The sequence below is a fragment of the Duganella sp. S19_KUP01_CR8 genome, assembly GCF_036688705.1.
Classification (GTDB): Bacteria; Pseudomonadota; Gammaproteobacteria; order Burkholderiales; family Burkholderiaceae_D; genus Rugamonas.
On record NZ_JAQQPR010000003.1, the window covers coordinates 232,056 to 251,377 of the forward strand.

Genomic DNA, 19,322 nt, shown 5'->3' on the forward strand with positions numbered 1-19,322 from the left:
GGTCTTATTTTTAATATAACATGCTGTCAATTCAAGGAGATCGACACATGAAATGCTGGTCAATTCCATATGCCGTACTGGTGGGTGGCGCAATTGCCGGCGCGCTCGACATCACGTTTGCCATTTCCTTTGCCGTCTACAATGGCCTGACGCCGGAGCGCCTGCTGCAGATCGTCGCCAGCGGCTTGCTGGGCAGCGCGGCCTTCAGCGGCGGCGCATTGACGGCGGTGGTTGGATTGCTGTGCCACTTCGCCCTCAGCTTCGCGTGGATGGCGCTGTTCCTGCTGGCGGCGCGACAGGCGCCGGCATTGCTGGCCAAACCGCTGCTGTCGGCGGTGCTGTTTGGCATCCTGGTATTCCTGGCGATGCGGCTGGTGGTGCTGCCGTTGTCGGCCTTCCCCCGCCCTGTCACGTTCCAGCCGCTGTCGACGGTGCTGGACCTGGCTTCCCATATGTTTTTGTTCGGCCTGCCGATTGTGTGGGCCACCCGCAAGGCAAAGCTCTGAACCCACAAGGAAGCGCAGATGGAATCACGCTCTACCGATGCAACTGAAATGCTGTTCTCCTACGGCACGCTGCAACAGCCGGAAGTGCAGATGGCGACGTTTGGCCGCCTGCTGTCCGGCCATCAGGACAGCCTGCCGGGCTATCGCCTGTCGGCGGTGGCGATTGACGATCCGGCCGTGGTCGAAACCAGCGGCAAGACGCATCATCCCATCGTTTCCCACACCGGCTCGCCGGACGACAAGGTTGCCGGCTCGGTGCTGGCGGTGACAGCCGATGAGCTGCGGGATTCGGACCGCTACGAAGTGGCGGCCTACCGCCGCCAGAGCGTCAAGCTGGCTTCGGGCACCGTCGCCTGGGCCTATGTTGATGCACGAGACGCGGCAGTCCTTTCGTAAAAGGTACTTCACGGTTTGCCGGGAATATGTTTCGCTTGCGCGCCATCCCCGTGCAAACGCGCTATCGCCGCCTTCCGCGCCGACCGGCAGACCTCGGCAAGCAGCCATGCGTCACTACCGGGAAGGCGCAGCCAGATGGCTTTCCAGGCATTGCGGTTGCCGCTGCCGTACAGATTCGCAAAGCAGGACGGCGATACCGCGTGCTCGCCGTATTTGATTTCCGCCCCCTTCACTGTGGCGAAATACTGCTGGCGGTCGAAGCTGGCGCGCAACCGTGTTCCCTCTGGAAGAAAAACCTCTTTCCATTGGTATCCCGCCTCGGACGCCGCAGCCGGCTGCTGCGGGGCCGGCGGCGCGGGGTTGATGTAGTTGCGAATTGCCTCGATAACGAAGGGCTCCAGGTGCAGAGAATCCGACCAGAAATGGCCGGTGAATTCGCCTAACTCGACCAGCACATCGTCGGGTACACGAATCGGGAATTGGAGGCTATACCCGGGCATGGTGGGGACTGCCTAAAATCAGTTTTTACTAAGCGCTGCTAACCACTACTGCCCCGTACTACAGCGCGCTAACACTTACTAAAGATGCCGTGCTGAATACTAAATGCCGCTATATTTTCGGCCTGTATTCGTCAGATGCGGTTAGTGGATTTTAGTTCCGAAAATATCGCGGACTCGCATGAAATATCGATGGTTAGCGGCAGGTAGTACTGGTTATCGTGTTTTAGTAAAAGCCGAAAAAACAGGACCCGCCCTGTGCACGCTCGCGGCGCGGGCAATAAAAAAGGGCAGCCTTTTCATCGGCTGCCCTTCTGCTTTACGGCACTACGCTAGATTCAGATCGCTGCAATCGCCGCGTTGAAGGTGGCGCTTGGACGCATGACCGCTTCGGTCTTGGCTGGATCCGGATAGTAGTAGCCGCCGATATCCATCGCCTTGCCTTGCACCGAGTTCAGCTCTTCGACGATCTTGGCTTCGTTGGCCGCCAGCGACTTCGCCAGTGGCGCGAAGTAGGCTTGCAGTTCAGCGTCGTCGGTCTGGGCCGCCAGCGCCTGCGACCAGTACAGCGACAGGTAGAAGTGGCTGCCACGGTTGTCCAGCTCGCCGGTGCGGGTCGATGGCGACTTGTTGTTGTCCAGCAGCTTGCCGGTGGCTTCGTCCAGCGTCTTGGCCAACAGCTTGGCCTTGCTGTTGCCGGTCTTGATGCCCAGGTCTTCCAGCGATACCGCCAGCGCCAGGAACTCGCCCAGCGAATCCCAGCGCAGGTGGTTTTCCTCCACCAGCTGCTTGACGTGCTTAGGCGCCGAGCCGCCGGCGCCGGTTTCGTACATGCCGCCGCCCGCCATCAGCGGAACGATGGACAGCATCTTGGCGCTGGTGCCCAGCTCCAGGATCGGGAACAGGTCGGTCAGGTAGTCGCGCAGGATGTTGCCGGTCACCGAGATGGTGTCCAGGCCGCGGAAGGCGCGTTCCAGCGTGTAGCGCATGGCGCGGGTCTGCGACATGATCTGGATGTCCAGGCCCTTGGTGTCGTGGTCCTTCAGGTAGGTTTGCACCTTCTTGATCACTTCGTTCTCGTGCGGACGATAGCTGTCCAGCCAGAACACGGCAGGCATGCCGGAATTGCGGGCGCGGGTGACGGCCAGCTTGACCCAGTCGCGGATCGGCGCGTCCTTGACCTGGCACATGCGCCAGATATCGCCTTGCTCGACGTTCTGGGTCAGCAGCACTTCGCCGGTGGCCAGGTCGGTGATGTTGGCGATGCCGCCTTCCGACACTTCGAAGGTCTTGTCGTGCGAACCGTATTCCTCGGCTTGCTGGGCCATCAGGCCGACGTTAGGCACGGTGCCCATGGTCTTCGGATCGAAGTTGCCGTGCCATTTGCAGAAGCCGATCATTTCCTGGTAGATGCGGGCGAAGGTCGATTCCGGCATCACGGCCTTGACGTCCTTCGGACGGCCGTCGGCGCCCCACATCTTGCCGCCGATGCGGATCATGGCCGGCATCGAGGCGTCGACGATGATGTCGTTCGGCGAGTGGAAGTTGGTGATGCCCTTGGCCGAGTCGACCATCGCCAGTTCCGGACGGTTGGCGTGGCAGGCGTGCAGGTCCTTCAGAATCTCTTCCTTCTGCGAGGTCGGCAGCTTTTCGATCTTCTCGTACAGGTTGGCCATGCCGTTGTTGACGTTGACGCCCAGTTCATCGAACAGCGCCGCGTGCTTGGCGAACGCGTCCTTGTAGAAGATGCGCACGCAGTGGCCGAACACGATCGGGTGCGACACCTTCATCATGGTGGCCTTGACGTGCAGCGAGAACATCACGCCGGTCTTGAAGGCGTCGTCGATTTCCTTCTCGTAGAACTCCAGCAATGCCTTTTTGCTCATGAACATGCTGTCGATGATTTCGCCGGCTTGCAGCGAGACCTTAGGTTTCAGCACGATGGTCTTGCCGGAAGCGGTGATCAGTTCCATCTTGACATCACGGGCCTGGGTCAAGGTCAGCGATTTTTCGCCGTGGTAGAAGTCGCCGTGGTGCATATGCGAGACGTGGGTGCGCGAAGCCTGGCTCCACTCGCCCATCGAATGCGGGTGCTTGCGGGCGAACTCTTTGACGGCCTTCGGCGCGCGGCGGTCGGAGTTACCCTCGCGCAGCACCGGGTTGACCGAGCTGCCGACGCACTTGCCGTAGCGGGCCTTCAAGGCCTTGTCTTCGTCGGTCTTGGCATCTTCCGGGTAGTCCGGCAGCTTGTAGCCGCGCGCTTGCAGTTCGCGGATGCAGGTGGTCAGCTGGCCGACCGAGGCGCTGATGTTCGGCAGCTTGATGATGTTGGTGTCGGCCAGCTGGGTCAGTGCGCCCAGTTCGGCCAGGGTGTTCGGGACCTTCTGCTCGTCGCTCAGGAATTCGGGGAATTCGGCCAGCACCCGTGCCGCCACCGAAATATCGCTGGAGGTCACGTCCACGCCAGCCGATGCAGCGAACTTCTTGATAATAGGCAGCAGCGAATAGGTCGCCAGCATAGGCGCTTCATCGGTCAGCGTGTAGATGATTTTAGTTTTCTGTGTTGCCATGTTCATTCCATGTCATGCGGGCGATACCCGCCGATTGAATTCCTCCGTTCCAGATTACAAGATGATGTGTCGTAATCTGGCAACGGCCCCAACCTGCATTTTAGCCCTGTTGGCGGTCCATGCCCAGAGGCGGATTCTGCGTAGTAGGGTTTTTACCGGCAATAAATGCAAAAAAGGCAGCCATCGAGGCTGCCTTTCTTTCCGTCCGCCTGGCGGATTATTGCTTTTTCTTGCGGGAACGCAGTCCGGCCAGCATCAGCAGGCCAGCGCCCAGCATGGCGTAGGTTTCAGGCTCCGGCACCGGCGCCAGCGTCTGCTGTACCGTCATCACGGTCTGCGGAGTGACATAGTAGGCGCCGTAGTCGTCATGCATACCCTGGCGGTATTCGTAGCCTACGCCGTAGCCAGTGTCATAGTTATTCGTTATCTGCAGAGGATAAGACTCGCCCGAATTGTGAGTTTCCATACGGATGGCAGAAAATTCCAGTTTCCCGCCTATTGCATAAGAAAACGAATCAAGGTGGCATTCCGCAGCAAAGGGACCGGAAGGACAATTGAGAATCTTGTTGCCGTCGATGCTGAACGTGGTCAGTTCGGAGCGCTCGACGGTGCCGTTGTGATTCGCATCAACGCCTGTAAACGTGCCGGCATAGGAAATGTCAGGCCGGAACGTACCCCACGCATCGAAGCCGGTCCAGGTGAAGCTCCATGCGCTTGGCACTTCGGCGGCCTGGGCGAAGGAACAGCATACGGCGAGAACGCTGCTGGTAATAAGTTTCTTTAACATGGATAGCCCGTAGAAGATTAGGTTGACAAACAATTATCATATAAATAATTGATTTAAATATAATCATATCATTGACATATCAATGTGCAACTAGTTTTTACAAAATAAACAATTGCTGACGCTTCGACAATCAATACATATTTCTTTGTTGCATGAGTGTTGAAAGTGATTATGTGAGAGTTTACAAGCCTCATCCGCCCTCTAAGATTCATGGAAGCGTTCCACCAAATTCTCATTTGGATATTTGGAATGCATATAAGGCCTTAAGGAGGCAGTATGAAATTTCAGAATTGGACAGTGGCAAACCGCTTGGGACTGGGTTTTGGCCTGGGCGCCGTATTTTTGTTGGTCATCATCGCGCTGGCCCTGACCAGCATGCGGCAGATCCAGGGACGGCTGGACGAAATCACCAAGATCAACGATGTCGAAACCAAACTGGCCCAGGTTATGGACCTGACAGTTACAGAGCGCGCGCTGGCCACGCGCAACCTGATCCTGCTCAAGGAAGACAAGGAAATCCAGATCGAGGTCAACCGTATCGCCGAGCAGCAGAAGAAATATGCCACCGCCCAGGACAAGCTGGGGCAGATGTTCGCAACGGTGAACGGCACCTCGACCGAGGAAAAAGAGCTGCTGGAACAAATCCGCAAGCAATCGGAGCTGGCGCTGCCGTTCATCGAGCGCGCCGCCGCGCTGGCGCTGGAACAAAAACAGGACGACGCCTATAAACTGCTGCGCTATGAATTCCGGCCGGTGCAAAAGCGCTGGTGGGAATTGCTGCGCAAGCTGATCGCCATCGAGGAAAAACAGAACGTCGAAGCGGCCGACGCGGCCGAGGTGGCCTACGCCCAGGCCCGCACCGTGATGCTGATCATCGGCTCGCTGGCCCTGCTGACCAGCGTGGCGGCGGCCTGGCTGATCACCCGCGGCGTCACCCGCGAGCTGGGCTGCGAGCCGGGCGAAGCGGCCGAGATCGCCGGCCAGATCGCCGCCGGCAACCTGACGGTGCGCATCGATCCCAAGGCCAACGACCAGCACAGCCTGCTGTTCGCCATGCGTTCCATGCGCGACAGCCTGGCCCGCATCGTCAACCAGGTGCACGCCAGCACCGAGACCATCGCCGCCGCCGCCGGCCAGATCGCTTCCGGCAACCTCGACCTGTCCTCGCGCACCGAGCAGCAGGCCAGCACGCTGGAGGAAACCGCCTCGTCGATGGAGGAGCTGACCAGCACCGTGCGCCTGAACACCGACCACGCGCGCCAGGCCAACGGCCTGGCCGAATCGGCCTCCGACGTCGCCGCCAGGGGCGGCGCGGTGGTGGCGCAGGTGGTCGACACCATGGCCGCGATCGACGTCTCGGCGCGCAAGATCGTCGACATCATCGCCGTCATCGACGGCATCGCCTTCCAGACCAACATCCTGGCGCTGAACGCCGCCGTCGAAGCGGCGCGCGCCGGCGAACAGGGACGCGGCTTCGCGGTGGTGGCCACCGAGGTGCGCAACCTGGCCCAGCGCTCGGCGGCGGCGGCCAAGGAAATCAAGGACTTGATCGGCGATTCGGTCGACAAGGTCCAGGCCGGCAACCGCCTGGTCGAGCAGGCCGGCACCACCATGCACGACGTGGTGTCCAGCGTCAAACGGGTGACCGACATCATGTCCGAGATCATGCAGGCCAGCCAGGAGCAATCGTCGGGCATCGAGCAGATCAACACGGCGGTCACGCAGATGGACGACGTGACCCAGCAAAACGCCGCGCTGGTGGAGGAAGCCGCCGCCGCCGCGCACGCCATGCAGGACCAGGTCAACAGCCTCAACGACCTGGTCAGCGTGTTCCGCACCGAAGCCAAGTCCGGCGCGCTGCGGCCGGCGCTGCAGCGGGTGGCCGTGGCGGTGCCGGCCAAGTCGCCGCGCACCCCTGCCCTGACCACGGCGGTACGCGCACGCGGCGCAGCCAAGGTCGATGCGCAGGAATGGGAACAGTTCTGATCCGGAGGATGAGTGATGGGTAAGCTGGACAAAATCGAAGACGTGGGCATGCCGGGCGCGCCCAATATATTCTGGCACGGCAGCCAGGTCAGCGCCGAGGTGCGCAGCCGCCACGCCGGGCAACGGGCAGCGACCATCTGGCTCACCGGCCTGAGCGGCGCGGGCAAGTCGACCCTGGCGTCCGCGCTGGAAGGCCGGCTGGTCGGCGCCGGCCACATGGCCTACGTGCTGGACGGCGACAACCTGCGCCACCACCTGAACCGCGACCTCGGCTTCTCGCCCGCCGACCGCCAGGAAAACATCCGCCGCAGCGCCGAAGTGGCGCGGATCATGAACGACGCCGGCCTGTTCGTGATCTGCGCCTTCATCTCGCCGCTGCGCCAGGACCGCGAGATGGCGCGCCAGATCATCGGCGCCAACAACTTCCTCGAAACCCATGTCAGCACCTCGGTCGCCGTGTGCGAGGCGCGCGACCCCAAGGGCCTGTACCAGAAGGCCCGGGCCGGGCTGATACCGGAGTTCACCGGCATCTCGGCGCCGTACGAGGAACCGCTGGCGCCGGCGCTCAAGCTGGACACCGGCGCGCTGCCGCTGGACGCCTGCTGCGAGCGGCTGTTTCAACAGCTGTCGCGCCGCTTCATCTGAGGCCGCCATGAACGCCGCCATGCGCGCCGCGCGGAACTACGATGTCTTCAACGGCGACGCCGACGGCATCTTCGCGCTGCACCAGATGCGCCTGCACACGCCGCTGCAGGCCGAGCTGGTGACCGGCGTCAAGCGCGAGATCGAGCTGCTGCGGCGCGTGCCGGACGGCTGCAGCGGCCAGGTGCTGGTGCTCGACATCGCGCTCGACAGCAACACGGCGGCGCTGCAGCGCCTGCTCGACGGCGGCGCCGAGGTCGACTATTTCGACCACCACTCGGCCGACTGCGCCTTCGACCATCCCCGCCTGCGCCTGCATTGCGACGGCGCGCCCGACGTCTGCACCAGCATTTTGGTGGACCGCCACCTGCAAGGCCGCCACCGGCCGTGGGCGGTGGCGGCGGCCTTCGGCGACAACCTGGCCGAGGCGGCCTGCCGGCTGGCCCGCCGCATCGGCCTGGACGGCGGCGCCGTCGAGGCGCTGGCGCAGCTGGGCCAGGTGTTCAACTACAACGCCTACGGCGAATGCGAGCAGGACCTGCACATCGCCCCGGCCGCGCTGTACCGCGCGCTGGCCGGCCACGAGCACCCTTTCGATTTCATCGCCGGCAGCCAGATCTACCGCGACCTGTGCGCCGGCTACCGCGACGATTGCGCGCGCCTGCAAGGCTTGCGGCCGCACGCCGAACTCGACGCCGGCGCGGTCTACATCCTGCCCGCCAGCGCCTGGGCGCGGCGCGTCAGCGGCGTGCTGGCCAACCGGCTGGCGGCCCAGCACCACGGCGCCTCGTTCGCCGTGCTCAACGAACGCGACGACGGCTCCTACCTGGTCAGCGTGCGCTCGGGAACGCCGTTGACGCACAGCGCCAACGGCTTTTGCCAGCAATTCGACACCGGCGGCGGACGCAAGGCCGCCGCCGGCATCAACCGCCTGCCGGCGGCGGAACTGGGCCGTTTCATGGACAGCTTCCGCCGCTATTACACCGCGCCGCCCGCCGGCCTGCTTACCGAGGAAAAACCAGCATGAACGATATGACCAACAACGGCGGCGTCCAGCGTCCGCGTCCCGTGATGATGATACCGCTGCGCCGCTGCGGCAGCCACGCGCTGCGGCTGCGGCTGAATATGTCGCCGCAGTTCTATTCGCCCTACCCGCTGCACATCGTCGACCTGGTGCCGCTGCTGCCGCTGTACGGCGACCTGCGCGACGACCGCGCCTACTTCAACCTGGTGGTCGACGTGGTGGGCCTGCAGGCGGTCAGCATGGTCAAGTGGCCGGAGGTGGTGTTCGATCCGGTGGAGATCTTCGAAACGCTGCGCGGCCAGCCGCGCAGCGTGCACCGGGTGGTGTGGGAGCTGCTGCTGCGCTCGGCCGAGCAGCGCGGCGCGCAGGTGGTGATGGACAAGTCGCTGGACAGCGTGCACTACGCGCAGGAGCTGATGACGCTGTACCCCGACATGCTGTTCGTGAACGTGGTGCGCGATCCGCGCGCCCAGGTGGCGTCGATGAACCGCGCCATCATCCACGATTTCGACACCCGCCTCAACGCCCAGGCCTGGCTGGCCGCGCACCAGGCGGCGGACCGCGTGATGCGGCAATGGCCCGAGCGCGTGCTGACGATACGCTACGAAGACTTCCTGTCGCAGCAGCAGGCCACGCTGGAGTCGGTGTGCGGCTTCCTCGGCATCGATTTCCTGCCGCAGATGCTGGACGGCGCCGCCTCGCGCGAGGCGCGCCAGCTGTCGCAGATGTCGGCGCTGTGGTCGTCCAACTGCTATCCGCCGATCGCCGCCAACATCGACAAGTTCAAGCAGCAGCTGACCTTGGACGAGATCAACCTGATCGAGACCCTGACCGGCGACTACATGGACCGCTACGGCTACACCCGCCTGGCCGCCGGCGACGCCGCCATGCAGCCGGCGCTGCTCGAACAAGCCCAGCGCAGCTCCAAGGTCGTCCGCGAACTGGCCTGGCGCGAACTGGAGCACAGCAACTTCCGCGACTACGCGCTGCGCCGCAGCCGCGCCGACTACCTGGAACGGCTGCGCGCGCGCCTGCTGGGGCAACCGTCGCCACCCGGCATCGGCCAGCTCGTCACGCTCGACCAGCTGGACCCGGCCGCGTTCGCGCCGGCCGATTAAGGCGAGCGCGAATAGCCGCCTGCTCGTCATTCCCGCGCAGGCGGGAATCCATGCGGCGTATGGGTTCCCGCCTACGCGGGAACGACCGGTACTTCAAGCCAATCAGGCCTGGGCGGCCAGCTGCTCGGCGCACTTGGCCAGCGCCAGCCGCAGTTCGCGCATCTTGGGCGGCTTGCTCAGCACCTGGTCGACATTGACCGGCGCCTCGCCGCTGTCCGGGATCAGGCGCTGGCCCCAGCCGGTCAGCAGCACCACCGGCGTGGCCGGGGCCAGCCGCTTGACCGTCTCGGCCACCTTGCGGCCGTCGACATACGGCATGCCGAGGTCGGTGATCACCACCGCAAACGGATTCCCCGCCTGCTCGGCCGCGCAGAACTGGTCGATGCCGGCCTGGCCGCCGTCGGCCTTGGTGACATGGTGGCCGTCCAGGCTCAGGATATTCTCCAGCGACGCCAGCACCGTGGGGTCGTCGTCCACCACCAGGATGCGCAGGCCCGGCCCCGGGCCCTGCACCTGCGCCGGCGCCGAGCCGGCCGCGGTCGACGGCGCCACCGGGAAATACATCTTGACCGCGGTGCCGTGGTTCAGCCTGGACTCGATGGCGATGCTGGCGGAATGCCGCTCTATCATGCCGTACACCGTGGCCAGGCCGAGGCCGGTGCCGCGCTCGCCCTTGGTGGTGAAGAACGGCTCCAGGCAGCGCCGCTGCGTCGCCTCGTCCATGCCGGTGCCGCTGTCGGCCACCTCCACCAGCACATACGGGCCGGAACCGTCCTCCAGCTGCTCGACGTGGCGGGTGCGCAGGGTGACGGCGCCGCCTTCCGGCAAGGCGTCGACGGCGTTGAAGATCAGGTTGGTCAAGGCTTCGCGGATCTCGCCCTCGACGCCGAGGATGGCCGGCAGCTCGACGCCCAGCTCCTGCCGCATCTCGATCACGATGCCGCGCTGCTGCGGCATGTCCGACCAGCGCGCGCGGGTCAGGTCGACCACGTGCTGCATCATCAGGTTGACGTTGACGGTGCTGTGGGTCAGCTGCGGTTCGCGCTGGCGGTAGAACTCGCGCATGCGCGCCACCGTCGAGGCGACGTCGTCGATGGCGCGCTCGATCACCTGCAGGCAGGCGCGGCCGTTCTCGCTCAGGCCGCGTTCGGTTTCCAGCAGCGACTCGGCATACAGGCCGATCGGCGAGATGGCGTTGTTGATGTCGTGCGCGATGCCGCTGGCCATTTGTCCCAGCGCCCGCAGGCGTTCCTGCTTGGTCACCTGCACCTGGCTCTGGTGCAGGTCGTCGTAGGCCTGCTGCAGCGCGCCGTACAGCCTGGCCTGGTTGGCCGCCAGCGCCACGTGCTCGCTGAGCTGGCGCAGGAATTCGCAATCGGTGCTGGAAAAGGCGTTGACCTCGGCGCGCGCCACGATCAGCACGCCGAACACGGTGCTCTCGGCCAGCAAGGGCGCCAGCACCATCGAACTCATGCCCACCTTGGCCAGGCGCTTGGGGAAGGGAAAATCGACCTCGCGGATATCCGGCTCGTACACCAGGTGGCCGCGCACGCAGCGCGACAGGCCGTTCTCGTCGATCTCGATGCGGGCCGCCTCGCCCATCGCCATCGCCTCCGACAGCTGGTAGCTCTGCATGCCGACGCAGCTGACCACCAGCTCGTCGCCCTGGTACAGGCAAATGGCGCCGAAATCGATCGGCAGCTGGTCCTCCAGGCAGCGCACCACCACCTGGAAGATGCTGGGCAAGTCCTGCCGCTCGCCGATCGAGCGGGTGATCTGGTGCAGCAGGCTCATGCGCGCCAGCTGGGCCACCACCTTGCGCTCGGCCGCCTGCCGCTCCGCCACCTCGGTTTGCAGCGCCACGTTGGCGTGGATCAGTTCATCGCGCGAGACGGTGGTCTGGCGCAGCCGCTCCACCATGCCGTCGAAGGACCTGGCCAGGTTGCCGATCTCGTCGTCGGCGCGCGCGTCCAGCAGCACGTCCAGGCTGCCGGTGCCGATCACCTTGGTGGCCTGCTGCAGGCGCGCCAGCGGCTTGCTGACGCTGCGGATGGTCAGGCCCATCGCGCCGATCACCACCAGCAGCACCAGCACGCCCAGCACCGCGCCCACCGTCACCAGGTCGGACTGCGCCGACAACATCTTGGAGCGGCTGATGCGGGCCAGGTCCTCGGCATCGGACATCATCGCCTGCGCCCGGTTCATCATCAGGCCCGACAGCCTGGCCTCCAGTTCCAGCAGGATGGTGCGCCGCTCCGGCGTGCGCGCGAACTCCGCCTGCAGCCCCTGCAATTCGTTGAACAGGCCCAGCAGCGACTGCTGGCGTTCGCGCACGTCGCGCAGCAGCATCTGCTCGTCCTCGTCGTCGTAGCCGCCGTCGCTGGCGATCATGGTCTGCAGCGACTGGTGCCGTTGCAGCCATTGCGCCTTGGTGCGGGTCTGGTGGTGCTGCACATACTCCAGCGACAGGTAGCGCAGCGCGGCCGCGCCGCGCAGCACATCGCCGGTGATTTCCGCCTTGGCGATCTCATGCCGCATCTGCTGCGTGGTGCGGGCGAACACCACCGCCATGATCGCCAGCAGCGCGATGCAGATGATTTGCGCCAGCTTGAGGCGGGTGGAAATTTTCACGCGATGGCCTCTAGTAGATGATCGTCACTTCGGTCGGGCTCACGGTCCTGAGTCCGTCGAGGTAGATGTAGTCGAGGAAGTTGGGCACCTCGCGCGCGGCCGTCAGCCCGCCCTTGATGGCCCAGCGCGACTGGTCTTCCAGCACCAGCAGCAGGCTCTGGTCGAGCTCCAGGCCGAAATGGTGGGCCGGCCACGCGGCCAGCATGGCGCTGGCGCCGCTGGCCGACAGCTTGGGGAAGAAGGCCACGCCGGCGGCCGGGTGTTCGCGGCAAAAGCGCTCGCCCTGCTCCAGCGCCTGCAACAGCCGCACCATGGTCTGCGGATTCTGCTTGATGTAGCGCGACAGCGCCACCATATTGTAGATGCTCTCGTAGACGTCGGCCCCGGTGAAGCGGATGGCGTTGGCGCCCAGGCTTTCCTCGGCCGAACCCAGGAAGGGATCCCAGCCGCTGACGGCGTCCACCGTGCCGTCGGTGATGGCCTGCTGCAGGCCGTCGGGCGGGTAGTTCACCAGCGTCACGTCGTGGCTGTCGAGGCGCTGGCGATTCAGGAACACCTCCAGCGTGAAGTGGCCGGAGGTGCCCAGCGTCACGCCGATGCGCTTGCCTTTGAGGTCGGCCGGCCGGGCGATGCCGCGGTCGCGCCGCGCCACCAGGCCGTGGTCGCGGCCGGTGCGGAAGATGGTGCTGATCACCTGGATCGGCGTGGCGTCCATGGCGAAGAACATGATCGGGATGTCGGCCACCGTCGCCATGTCGGCCTGGTTCGAGGTCACCGCCTCCAGCGCCTTGCGGCCGCTGGTGTGCGGCTGCAAGGTGACCGCCAGTTGCCGCGCGCTGAAATAGCCCTGGGCCTGGGCCGCCATCACCGGACAGGCGCCCACATATTCGGTGTTGGTGGCGATCACCAGCGCGGTCGGCGCCGGCATGGGCTCGACGGCCGGCCGCAGCACCAGCCAGCTGCCGATGCCGGCCAGCACCACGACCAGGGCCGGCAGCAACAGGGTGGCGAGGGAAAAACGCTTCATGTCAGCCGGCGTGCTGGGTGGGAACGCGCGCGCCGGGCATCGCGGCCACCCCGCTTTGCAGCGGCAACTCGATGCGGAAGGTGCTGCCCTCGCCGGGCCGGCTTTCCACGCTGATGCTGCCGCGCATGGCTTCGACCAGGCGCTTGGTGATGGTCAGGCCCAGGCCGGTGCCCTCCTCGTTGCTCTCGTCGCGGCCGGCGCGGCCGAACGGCAGGAAGATCTCCTCCATCTGCGCGGGATTGAGGCCGATGCCGGTGTCGCTGACGGCGATGCAGCCCTGGCCGCCGCGCGCCACGCTGCAGTACACCGTGACGCTGCCGTGCACATGGTTGTACTTGATCGCGTTGGACAGCAGGTTGACCAGGATCTGCTTGAGCCGCATGCGGTCGACGCACAGCTCGAGCTTGCAGTCGGCCGGCATCATCAGCGCGATCAGGCGCTTCTCGGCCAGCGGCGCGACGATGGCCTGCACTTCGCGCAGCACCTCGTCCAGCAGCACCGCCCCCACCATCAGCGACACCTTGCCGGCCTCGATCTTGGACAGGTCCAGCATCTCGTTCACCAGCTGCAGCAAGTGCCGGCCGGACGAGACGATGTTCTGGCAAAAGCGCTGGCGTTCACCCTCGGCCTTGGGGAATTTGTCGCTGGCCAGGATCTGCGCGAAGCCCAGTATGCTGTTGAGCGGCGTGCGCAGCTCGTGGCTCATGTTCGACAGGAACACCGACTTCTCGCTGTTGGTGCGCTCGGCCTCCTTGCGCGCCGTCTCCAGGAACAGGTTCACGCGGCCCAGCTCGTCGATGCGGTCGCGCAGGGCCGCCTCCAGCTTGATGTTCTGCGTGCGCAGCTGGCGCGAATCGAGCGCGCGCGCCAGCACCGGCAACAGGGTCGCGGCCTTGAAGGGTTTGATGATGTAGTCGAAGGCGCCGATCTTCATCGCCTTGACGGCGGTATCGACGGTGCCCTCGCCGGTCATGATGATGCAGGCGATGGTGGAGTCGAGCCCGCGCGCCGCTTCGATCAGGCTCAGCCCGTTCATGCCGGGCATGATCATGTCGGTCAACAGCAGGTCGAAGCTATGCTCGCGCAGATGGGCCAGCGCCAGTTCGCCGGTGGGAAAGCCGACGGCGTCGAACTCGTGTCGCCCCAGGATGTCGCATAGCGCCTTCAGATGGGCAGCCTGATCGTCCACCACCATGATGCGTGAACGCGGGACAAACTCGGACATGTCGCCTCCTGAAAACCATTGTTGGCTTTAGCAATTATGCCTACTTTACCGGGCGGAAATCTCACCAATTCTATCCAGCGTCCAGCTTGCCTTCTGCCTGCTGCAGCCGGCCGTACATCATCTTCTGGTAGCGGAACGCGTCGCGGATATTTTCGCGCAGCGTCAGGTCGTCCCAGGGCTTGGTGTAGAAGCGGTAGATCTCGCCGCGGTTGATGGCGTTCAGCACCGCCTCCAGCTCGGTGTAGCCCGACAGGATGATGCGTATCGTCTCCGGGTACATGTCCTTCACGCGGCTGAGGAACTCGGTGCCGTTCATGCCGGGCATGCGCTGGTCGCTGATCACCACCTGCACCTGGTGGCTGGCCAGCAGGTCGAACGCTTCCTCGGCGGTGTCGGCGCGCAGGATGCGGTAGCCGTCGGGGCGCAGCAGGCGCGTCAGCGCGGAGCGGATGCTCGATTCGTCGTCCAGCAACAACAGTGTCTGCTGTTCGCCCGGCGCATCCTCGGCCGGCAGCGCCAGCGCGCGCTCTTCGCGCAGCAGCGCGCCGAAGTCGGTCGCCGGCAAGGGCTTGCTGAACAGATAGCCCTGCATCTCGTCGCACTGGTAGCGCCGCAGATAGGCCAGCTGGGCCTCGGTCTCCACGCCCTCGGCGATGACCTTGAAACCCAGGCTCTGGCCCAGCGCGATCACCGAGCGCACGATGGCTGCCACCTTGGGTTCGGCCAGCATCTCGCGCACGAAGGATTGGTCGATCTTCAGGTAGTCGACCGGGAACAGCTTCAGGTAGGCCAGGCTGGAGTAGCCGGTGCCGAAATCGTCGATCGACAGCGCGATGCCCATCTGCTTGAGGCCGCGCACCACCGCCACCGCGCCCTCGACGTTGTGCATCACCAGGCTCTCGGTCAGTTCCAGTTCCAGGTAGTGCGCGTCGAGACCGCTGTCGGACAGCGCCGCCTGCACTTCCCGGCTCAGCCCGGGATCGCGGAACTGGCGCGCCGAGACATTGACCGCCACCCGCTGCGGCGTCAGGCCGGCCTGCTGCCACTGCTTGTTCTGGAAGCAGGCGGTGCGCATCACCCAGCGCCCGATCGCCACGATCAGGCCGGTCTCCTCGGCCACGCCGATGAAGCGCGCCGGCGACACCATGCCCATGCTCGGATGGCGCCAGCGCAGCAGCGCCTCCATGCCGACCACGGCGCCGCTGCGCAGGTCGAGCTTGGGCTGGTAGTGCAGGCTGAGCTCGTCGCGCTCCAGCGCGTGGCGCAGCTCGGCCTCGATCATGGCGCGCTCGGTGATGCGGCTGTGCATGGCCGCCTCGTAGAACTGCAGCTGGTTGCGGCCGCCCTCCTTGGCGCGGTACATGGCGATGTCCGCGTGCTTGAGCAGCTGGTGCGGCTCGCCGCCGTCCAGCGGGTAGACGCTGACGCCGATGCTGCAGGTGACGGTCAGCGCCTGGTCGGCGATGGTGATCGGCGCGGCCACGGTTTCCTGCACCTGCTGCAACACGGCCGAGGCCGGCGATTCCGGCGAGTCCGACAACAGCAGCAGGAATTCGTCGCCGCCCAGGCGGGCCACGGTGTCGCTGTCGGCCAGGCAGGCGCGCAGGCGGATCCCGACCGTGCACAGCAGCTCGTCGCCGGCCTGGTGGCCCAGGCTGTCGTTGACCAGCTTGAAGTTGTCCAGGTCAATGAACACCACCCACAGGTGATGGCCGTAGCGTTCCGCATAGCTGATCGCCTGCGCCATGCGGTCGCCGAACAGCGCCCGGTTCGGCAAGCCGGTCAAGGGATCGTGGTTGGCCTGGTGCTCCAGCTGGTTCTGGTAGTTGATCGACTCCGTCATGTCGGTCAGCACGCATACATGGTGGCTGGGCGGGCCGTTGGGCACCGGCACCGGCGCCACGTGCAGCCGCACCCACAGCAGCTGGCCGTCGCGATGCACGATGCGCAGCGTCATGGTCAGCTCATGCACGCCGCTCAAAGCCACGCGCAAGGCGTCGCGGTCGGCGTTTTCCTGCTCCAGCAGCAGGTCCAGCCGGCGCCCCGCCGCCTCGACCTCGGCATAGCCGAACAGCCGCGTGAAGGCCGGATTGATGTAGTCGATCAGGTCGCCGCCGGGGCCGTGGGCGGTGATCACCACCGCGTTGTCGCTGGCCTCCAGCGCGCGGCCGCGCAGCTGCAAGGTCTGCTCAGCCTGCTTGCGGTCGGTGATGTCCTCGATGGTGCCGAGCACGCCGATGATGTTGCCGCGCTGGTCGTGGAACGGCAGCTTGTTGATCAGGTACCAGTGCAGGCGGCCGTCGCCGCGCAGCAGCTGGTCTTCGTCGTTGAAGCGCGCCTTGCCGGTGGCGACGATGGTGCGGTCGTCGGCGCGGATGGTCTCGGCATTGTGGCGCCAGGGGAAGTCGTCGTCGGTCTTGCCGACCACCTCCTCCACCACCCGCAGGCCGGCGGCGGCGGCGAACACGGTGTTGCAGCCGCAGTATTTGCCGTCCAGGTCCTTCCAGAAGATCTGGTGGGGGATGTGGTCGATGACCAGCTGCTTGAGCTCGCGCGAGGCGTACAGCGCGGCCTCCATGCGCAACTGCTCGGTGACGTCGTGCGCCACCACGAAGCGCGCCTGGCGGCCGGCGATCACCAGCGAATGGGAGGAAATCTGCACCTGGATGCGGCCGCCGTCGGCCTTGACATGGGTCCAGTCGCCGGCCAGCTCGGCGCCCTTGAGCGGCGCGGCGGCCAGGTTGCGTTCCAGCGCGGCGATCTGCTCGGGCGGACGGATGTCCTTGATCGTCATCTGCAGGAATTGCGCTTCGGTGTAGCCGTAATGCGCCACGGCGGCGGCGTTGACCATCAGGAAGCGCAGCGTTTGCAGGTCGTAGATCCACATCGGCTGCGGATGCTGCTCGAACAGCCGCTTGAAGCGCAGCAGCGATTCATAGACGTCGTAGTCGCTGAGTTCGTAAGCCATGCACAGGAAGCGGTCCGGCCGGTGCTCGGTTGCAGGTTGCAACTCGATCGACTGGGTCACCGGATGGAAGCTGCCATCGGCGCCCAGCAATTCAAGTTCGCCATGCCAGTAGCCGCTCTCGTGCGCGGCGGCCAGCGCCGCGTCCTGCAACACCAGCGCCGCCCAGTCGGTGTACAGGCGCGCCGCCGGCTCGCCCAGCTTGTAGGCCCCCAGGTGCTGGCGGCAGTGCAGGTTGAGCGCCAGCACCCGGCCGTCCATGCCCACCGTGAAGACAAAATACGGGCAATGGTCGAAGAAGGTTTGCGGATCGACGGCGTCGCCGTTGACGCGCTGTCGCCCCTCGACCATCGCTGGCATCGACTGGTCTGTTGCAGAGTGAGGCCCTGGATCGATTTGCATGGGTTTATCTTAACAGAAGCAAATCATGCACAGCGCGCACTATTGACCCTGCGCTATTTGGCGGCGTTGACGATGGCGCTGATGATCTCCGGATAGGCCTGGGCGCCGGTCGCGCGGTTGAACAGGCCCGAGGCGTGGTTGGCGGTCGAGCCGCTGTCCCAGTACATCGGCACCAGGCCGTGCAGGTAGGCCGAGCGGGTCAGGTACTGGTCCCACAGCTTGCGGTAGGTCGCGCTGGCGCCGCATTCGGTGCGCAGGCTGGCCGCGTATTCGCCCAGGATCACCGCCACGCCGTTGTCGATGAAGCGCGTCTTCATCTTCTGGAACTGGGCGTCGACGTAGGCCTCGTTGGCCCAGGTCTCGGTGGCGGCCGGATCGGTGGCGCTGGCGCCCCACTGGCAGATCGCGCCGCTGGTGTTGAGCGTGAAATCATACGGGTCGTAATCGTGCACCTCCATCATCAGGCGCTTGCTGGCGGTGTCGCTCGGCACGGTGTTGGTGGCATAGGTGTAGTCGATGTTGGTGTTATATCCCTGCACGATCAGGTGGCGCACGCTGTTGTTGCCGCCGGTCGCGCGCGCGGCGTTGACGAAGGTCTGGTTGAAGCTGTTCTGCACCGCGATGTTCTCGGCGGTCGGCGCGCTATACACGTTGGTCACCATGACCTCGTTGGTGCCGGCGAACAACAGGTAGTCGTCGTAGTACTTGAAGGTATTGCCGATCTGGGTCCAGAACTTGCTCAGGCGCGCATTGACGGCCGCCTGCTGGGCGTAGGTCGGCTGCTGCCAGCCGCCGTCCCAGTGGACGTTGATGACGGCATACAGGCCGGCCGCGCGCGCGGCGTCCACCACTTCCTTGACGCGCGCCATCCAGCTGGCGCTGATGTTGAAGCTGCTGTCGGCGTACTGGCTCCACGACACCGGAATGCGCACGCTCTTGAAGCCGGCGGCCTTGACGGCGTTGAACAGCGCCTGGTTGGCGGGCGGATTGCCCCAGGCCGTTTCGCCGCCTATCGATTCCAGCGAATTGCCCAGGTTCCAGCCGGGCGACATCTGCGCCGCCAGCTGCACGCTGGTCAGGCTGCGCATGGCGCCGGCGCGCACCGCCGTGGCCGCGCCGGAGCTGGAGCCGCCGGTGCTGGTGGTGAACTTGATCCAGTACCAGTAAGGCGTGCCGACCACCGGCGTGGTGTCGGCATAGCTGGTCGCCGAGGCGGCCAGCACCGCCACGCGGCTGCGGCCGTTGGCGTCGCTGTCGGTGTCGCGATACACCTGCACGCCGGTGACGGCGCCGCTGACGGTCCAGCTCAGCTTGATGTTGTCGGAAGCGCCGGTCGCCGTCAGGCAGACCGTGGCGCCGCCGCCGCTGCCGCAGTTCTGCGCCTGCGCCAGCGAGCCCGCGCACAGTGCGAGGACCAGGAGTAATGCCGATTTCACGTTGTGACTTTGCATGCTTGTCTCCGTTAGATTTGTTGTAGCGCGCATCGGGGCGCGCTCAACCATTCTGGGAGTGCATGCAACAGGTCGCAATTGTGATAATCACCAAA

Annotated in this window: 14 protein-coding genes; 6 read left to right on the plus strand and 8 right to left on the minus strand. The window is 65.0% G+C overall.

The window, feature by feature from the left end; genetic code table 11:
- Nucleotides 1-47: 47 nt before the first annotated feature.
- The gene (locus tag V6M89_RS04725; RefSeq protein WP_332852095.1) at nucleotides 48-506 is read left to right on the plus strand and encodes a hypothetical protein; all 459 of its coding nucleotides are present in this window, start codon (nucleotides 48-50) and stop codon (nucleotides 504-506) included.
- Nucleotides 507-524: 18 nt separating this feature from the next.
- The gene (locus V6M89_RS04730) at nucleotides 525-902 is read left to right on the plus strand and encodes a gamma-glutamylcyclotransferase family protein (RefSeq protein ID WP_332852096.1); all 378 of its coding nucleotides are present in this window, start codon (nucleotides 525-527) and stop codon (nucleotides 900-902) included.
- Between the two features lie 8 nt (nucleotides 903-910).
- On the opposite strand, the gene V6M89_RS04735 is transcribed toward V6M89_RS04730, so the two are convergent.
- The 3 genes from V6M89_RS04735 to V6M89_RS04745 all read right to left on the minus strand — a co-directional run bounded on the left by V6M89_RS04735 (nucleotide 911) and on the right by V6M89_RS04745 (nucleotide 4,756).
- The gene (locus V6M89_RS04735) at nucleotides 911-1,402 is read right to left on the minus strand and encodes a hypothetical protein (RefSeq protein ID WP_332852097.1); all 492 of its coding nucleotides are present in this window, start codon (nucleotides 1,400-1,402) and stop codon (nucleotides 911-913) included.
- Between the two features lie 335 nt (nucleotides 1,403-1,737).
- The gene (locus tag V6M89_RS04740) at nucleotides 1,738-3,969 is read right to left on the minus strand and encodes an NADP-dependent isocitrate dehydrogenase (protein WP_332852098.1); all 2,232 of its coding nucleotides are present in this window, start codon (nucleotides 3,967-3,969) and stop codon (nucleotides 1,738-1,740) included.
- Between the two features lie 217 nt (nucleotides 3,970-4,186).
- Nucleotides 4,187-4,756, minus strand: a complete 570-nt coding sequence (locus tag V6M89_RS04745) for a PEP-CTERM sorting domain-containing protein (RefSeq protein WP_332852099.1) — start codon at nucleotides 4,754-4,756, stop codon at nucleotides 4,187-4,189.
- 276 nt (nucleotides 4,757-5,032) lie between these two features.
- Here V6M89_RS04745 and V6M89_RS04750 point away from each other — a divergent pair, with 276 nt between their 5' ends.
- From V6M89_RS04750 to V6M89_RS04765, 4 genes are read left to right on the plus strand one after another with little or no spacing between them, the layout of a single operon-like run.
- Nucleotides 5,033-6,742 carry a methyl-accepting chemotaxis protein gene (locus tag V6M89_RS04750; RefSeq protein WP_332852100.1) on the plus strand — a complete coding sequence of 570 codons (1,710 nt, stop codon included), beginning with the start codon at nucleotides 5,033-5,035 and terminating at the stop codon, nucleotides 6,740-6,742.
- A gap of 15 nt (nucleotides 6,743-6,757) precedes the next feature.
- The gene (gene cysC, locus V6M89_RS04755; protein ID WP_332852101.1) at nucleotides 6,758-7,387 is read left to right on the plus strand and encodes an adenylyl-sulfate kinase; all 630 of its coding nucleotides are present in this window, start codon (nucleotides 6,758-6,760) and stop codon (nucleotides 7,385-7,387) included.
- Between the two features lie 7 nt (nucleotides 7,388-7,394).
- Nucleotides 7,395-8,411: a hypothetical protein gene (locus V6M89_RS04760; protein WP_332852102.1), complete on the plus strand. Its 1,017-nt coding sequence runs from the start codon at nucleotides 7,395-7,397 to the stop codon at nucleotides 8,409-8,411.
- A complete protein-coding gene (locus V6M89_RS04765) occupies nucleotides 8,408-9,526 on the plus strand; it encodes a sulfotransferase family protein (RefSeq protein ID WP_332852103.1) in 1,119 nt (372 codons plus the stop codon). Before V6M89_RS04760 ends, V6M89_RS04765 begins: the two co-directional genes overlap by 4 nt.
- Before the next feature lie 102 nt (nucleotides 9,527-9,628).
- On the opposite strand, the gene V6M89_RS04770 is transcribed toward V6M89_RS04765, so the two are convergent.
- From V6M89_RS04770 to V6M89_RS04790, 5 genes are all read right to left on the minus strand, one after another.
- A complete protein-coding gene (locus tag V6M89_RS04770; protein WP_332852104.1) occupies nucleotides 9,629-12,157 on the minus strand; it encodes an ATP-binding protein in 2,529 nt (842 codons plus the stop codon).
- 10 nt (nucleotides 12,158-12,167) lie between these two features.
- Nucleotides 12,168-13,184, minus strand: a complete 1,017-nt coding sequence (locus V6M89_RS04775) for an ABC transporter substrate-binding protein (protein WP_332852105.1) — start codon at nucleotides 13,182-13,184, stop codon at nucleotides 12,168-12,170.
- A 1-nt stretch (nucleotide 13,185) separates the two neighbouring features.
- Nucleotides 13,186-14,409, minus strand: a complete 1,224-nt coding sequence (locus tag V6M89_RS04780; RefSeq protein ID WP_332852106.1) for a hybrid sensor histidine kinase/response regulator — start codon at nucleotides 14,407-14,409, stop codon at nucleotides 13,186-13,188.
- Nucleotides 14,410-14,479: 70 nt separating this feature from the next.
- Entirely contained in the window at nucleotides 14,480-17,776 is a 3,297-nt protein-coding gene (locus V6M89_RS04785; RefSeq protein ID WP_332852107.1) for an EAL domain-containing protein, read from the minus strand.
- 53 nt (nucleotides 17,777-17,829) lie between these two features.
- Nucleotides 17,830-19,227, minus strand: coding sequence for a glycoside hydrolase family 5 protein (locus V6M89_RS04790; protein WP_332852108.1), 1,398 nt, complete (start codon nucleotides 19,225-19,227; stop codon nucleotides 17,830-17,832).
- Between the last annotated feature and the right edge of the window lie 95 nt (nucleotides 19,228-19,322).

Bases quoted from the DNA above. Each gene is read 5' to 3' on its own strand.
- V6M89_RS04740 (WP_332852098.1), bottom strand. From the start codon at position 3,969: ATGGCAACACAGAAAACTAAAATCATCTACACGCTGACCGATGAAGCG.
- V6M89_RS04775 (WP_332852105.1), bottom strand. From the start codon at position 13,184: ATGAAGCGTTTTTCCCTCGCCACCCTGTTGCTGCCGGCCCTGGTCGTG.
- V6M89_RS04730 (WP_332852096.1), top strand. From the start codon at position 525: ATGGAATCACGCTCTACCGATGCAACTGAAATGCTGTTCTCCTACGGC.
- V6M89_RS04785 (WP_332852107.1), bottom strand. From the start codon at position 17,776: ATGCAAATCGATCCAGGGCCTCACTCTGCAACAGACCAGTCGATGCCA.
- V6M89_RS04735 (WP_332852097.1), bottom strand. From the start codon at position 1,402: ATGCCCGGGTATAGCCTCCAATTCCCGATTCGTGTACCCGACGATGTG.
- V6M89_RS04745 (WP_332852099.1), bottom strand. From the start codon at position 4,756: ATGTTAAAGAAACTTATTACCAGCAGCGTTCTCGCCGTATGCTGTTCC.
- V6M89_RS04725 (WP_332852095.1), top strand. From the start codon at position 48: ATGAAATGCTGGTCAATTCCATATGCCGTACTGGTGGGTGGCGCAATT.
- cysC (WP_332852101.1), top strand. From the start codon at position 6,758: ATGGGTAAGCTGGACAAAATCGAAGACGTGGGCATGCCGGGCGCGCCC.
- V6M89_RS04750 (WP_332852100.1), top strand. From the start codon at position 5,033: ATGAAATTTCAGAATTGGACAGTGGCAAACCGCTTGGGACTGGGTTTT.
- V6M89_RS04780 (WP_332852106.1), bottom strand. From the start codon at position 14,409: ATGTCCGAGTTTGTCCCGCGTTCACGCATCATGGTGGTGGACGATCAG.
- V6M89_RS04765 (WP_332852103.1), top strand. From the start codon at position 8,408: ATGAACGATATGACCAACAACGGCGGCGTCCAGCGTCCGCGTCCCGTG.
- V6M89_RS04790 (WP_332852108.1), bottom strand. From the start codon at position 19,227: ATGCAAAGTCACAACGTGAAATCGGCATTACTCCTGGTCCTCGCACTG.
- V6M89_RS04760 (WP_332852102.1), top strand. From the start codon at position 7,395: ATGAACGCCGCCATGCGCGCCGCGCGGAACTACGATGTCTTCAACGGC.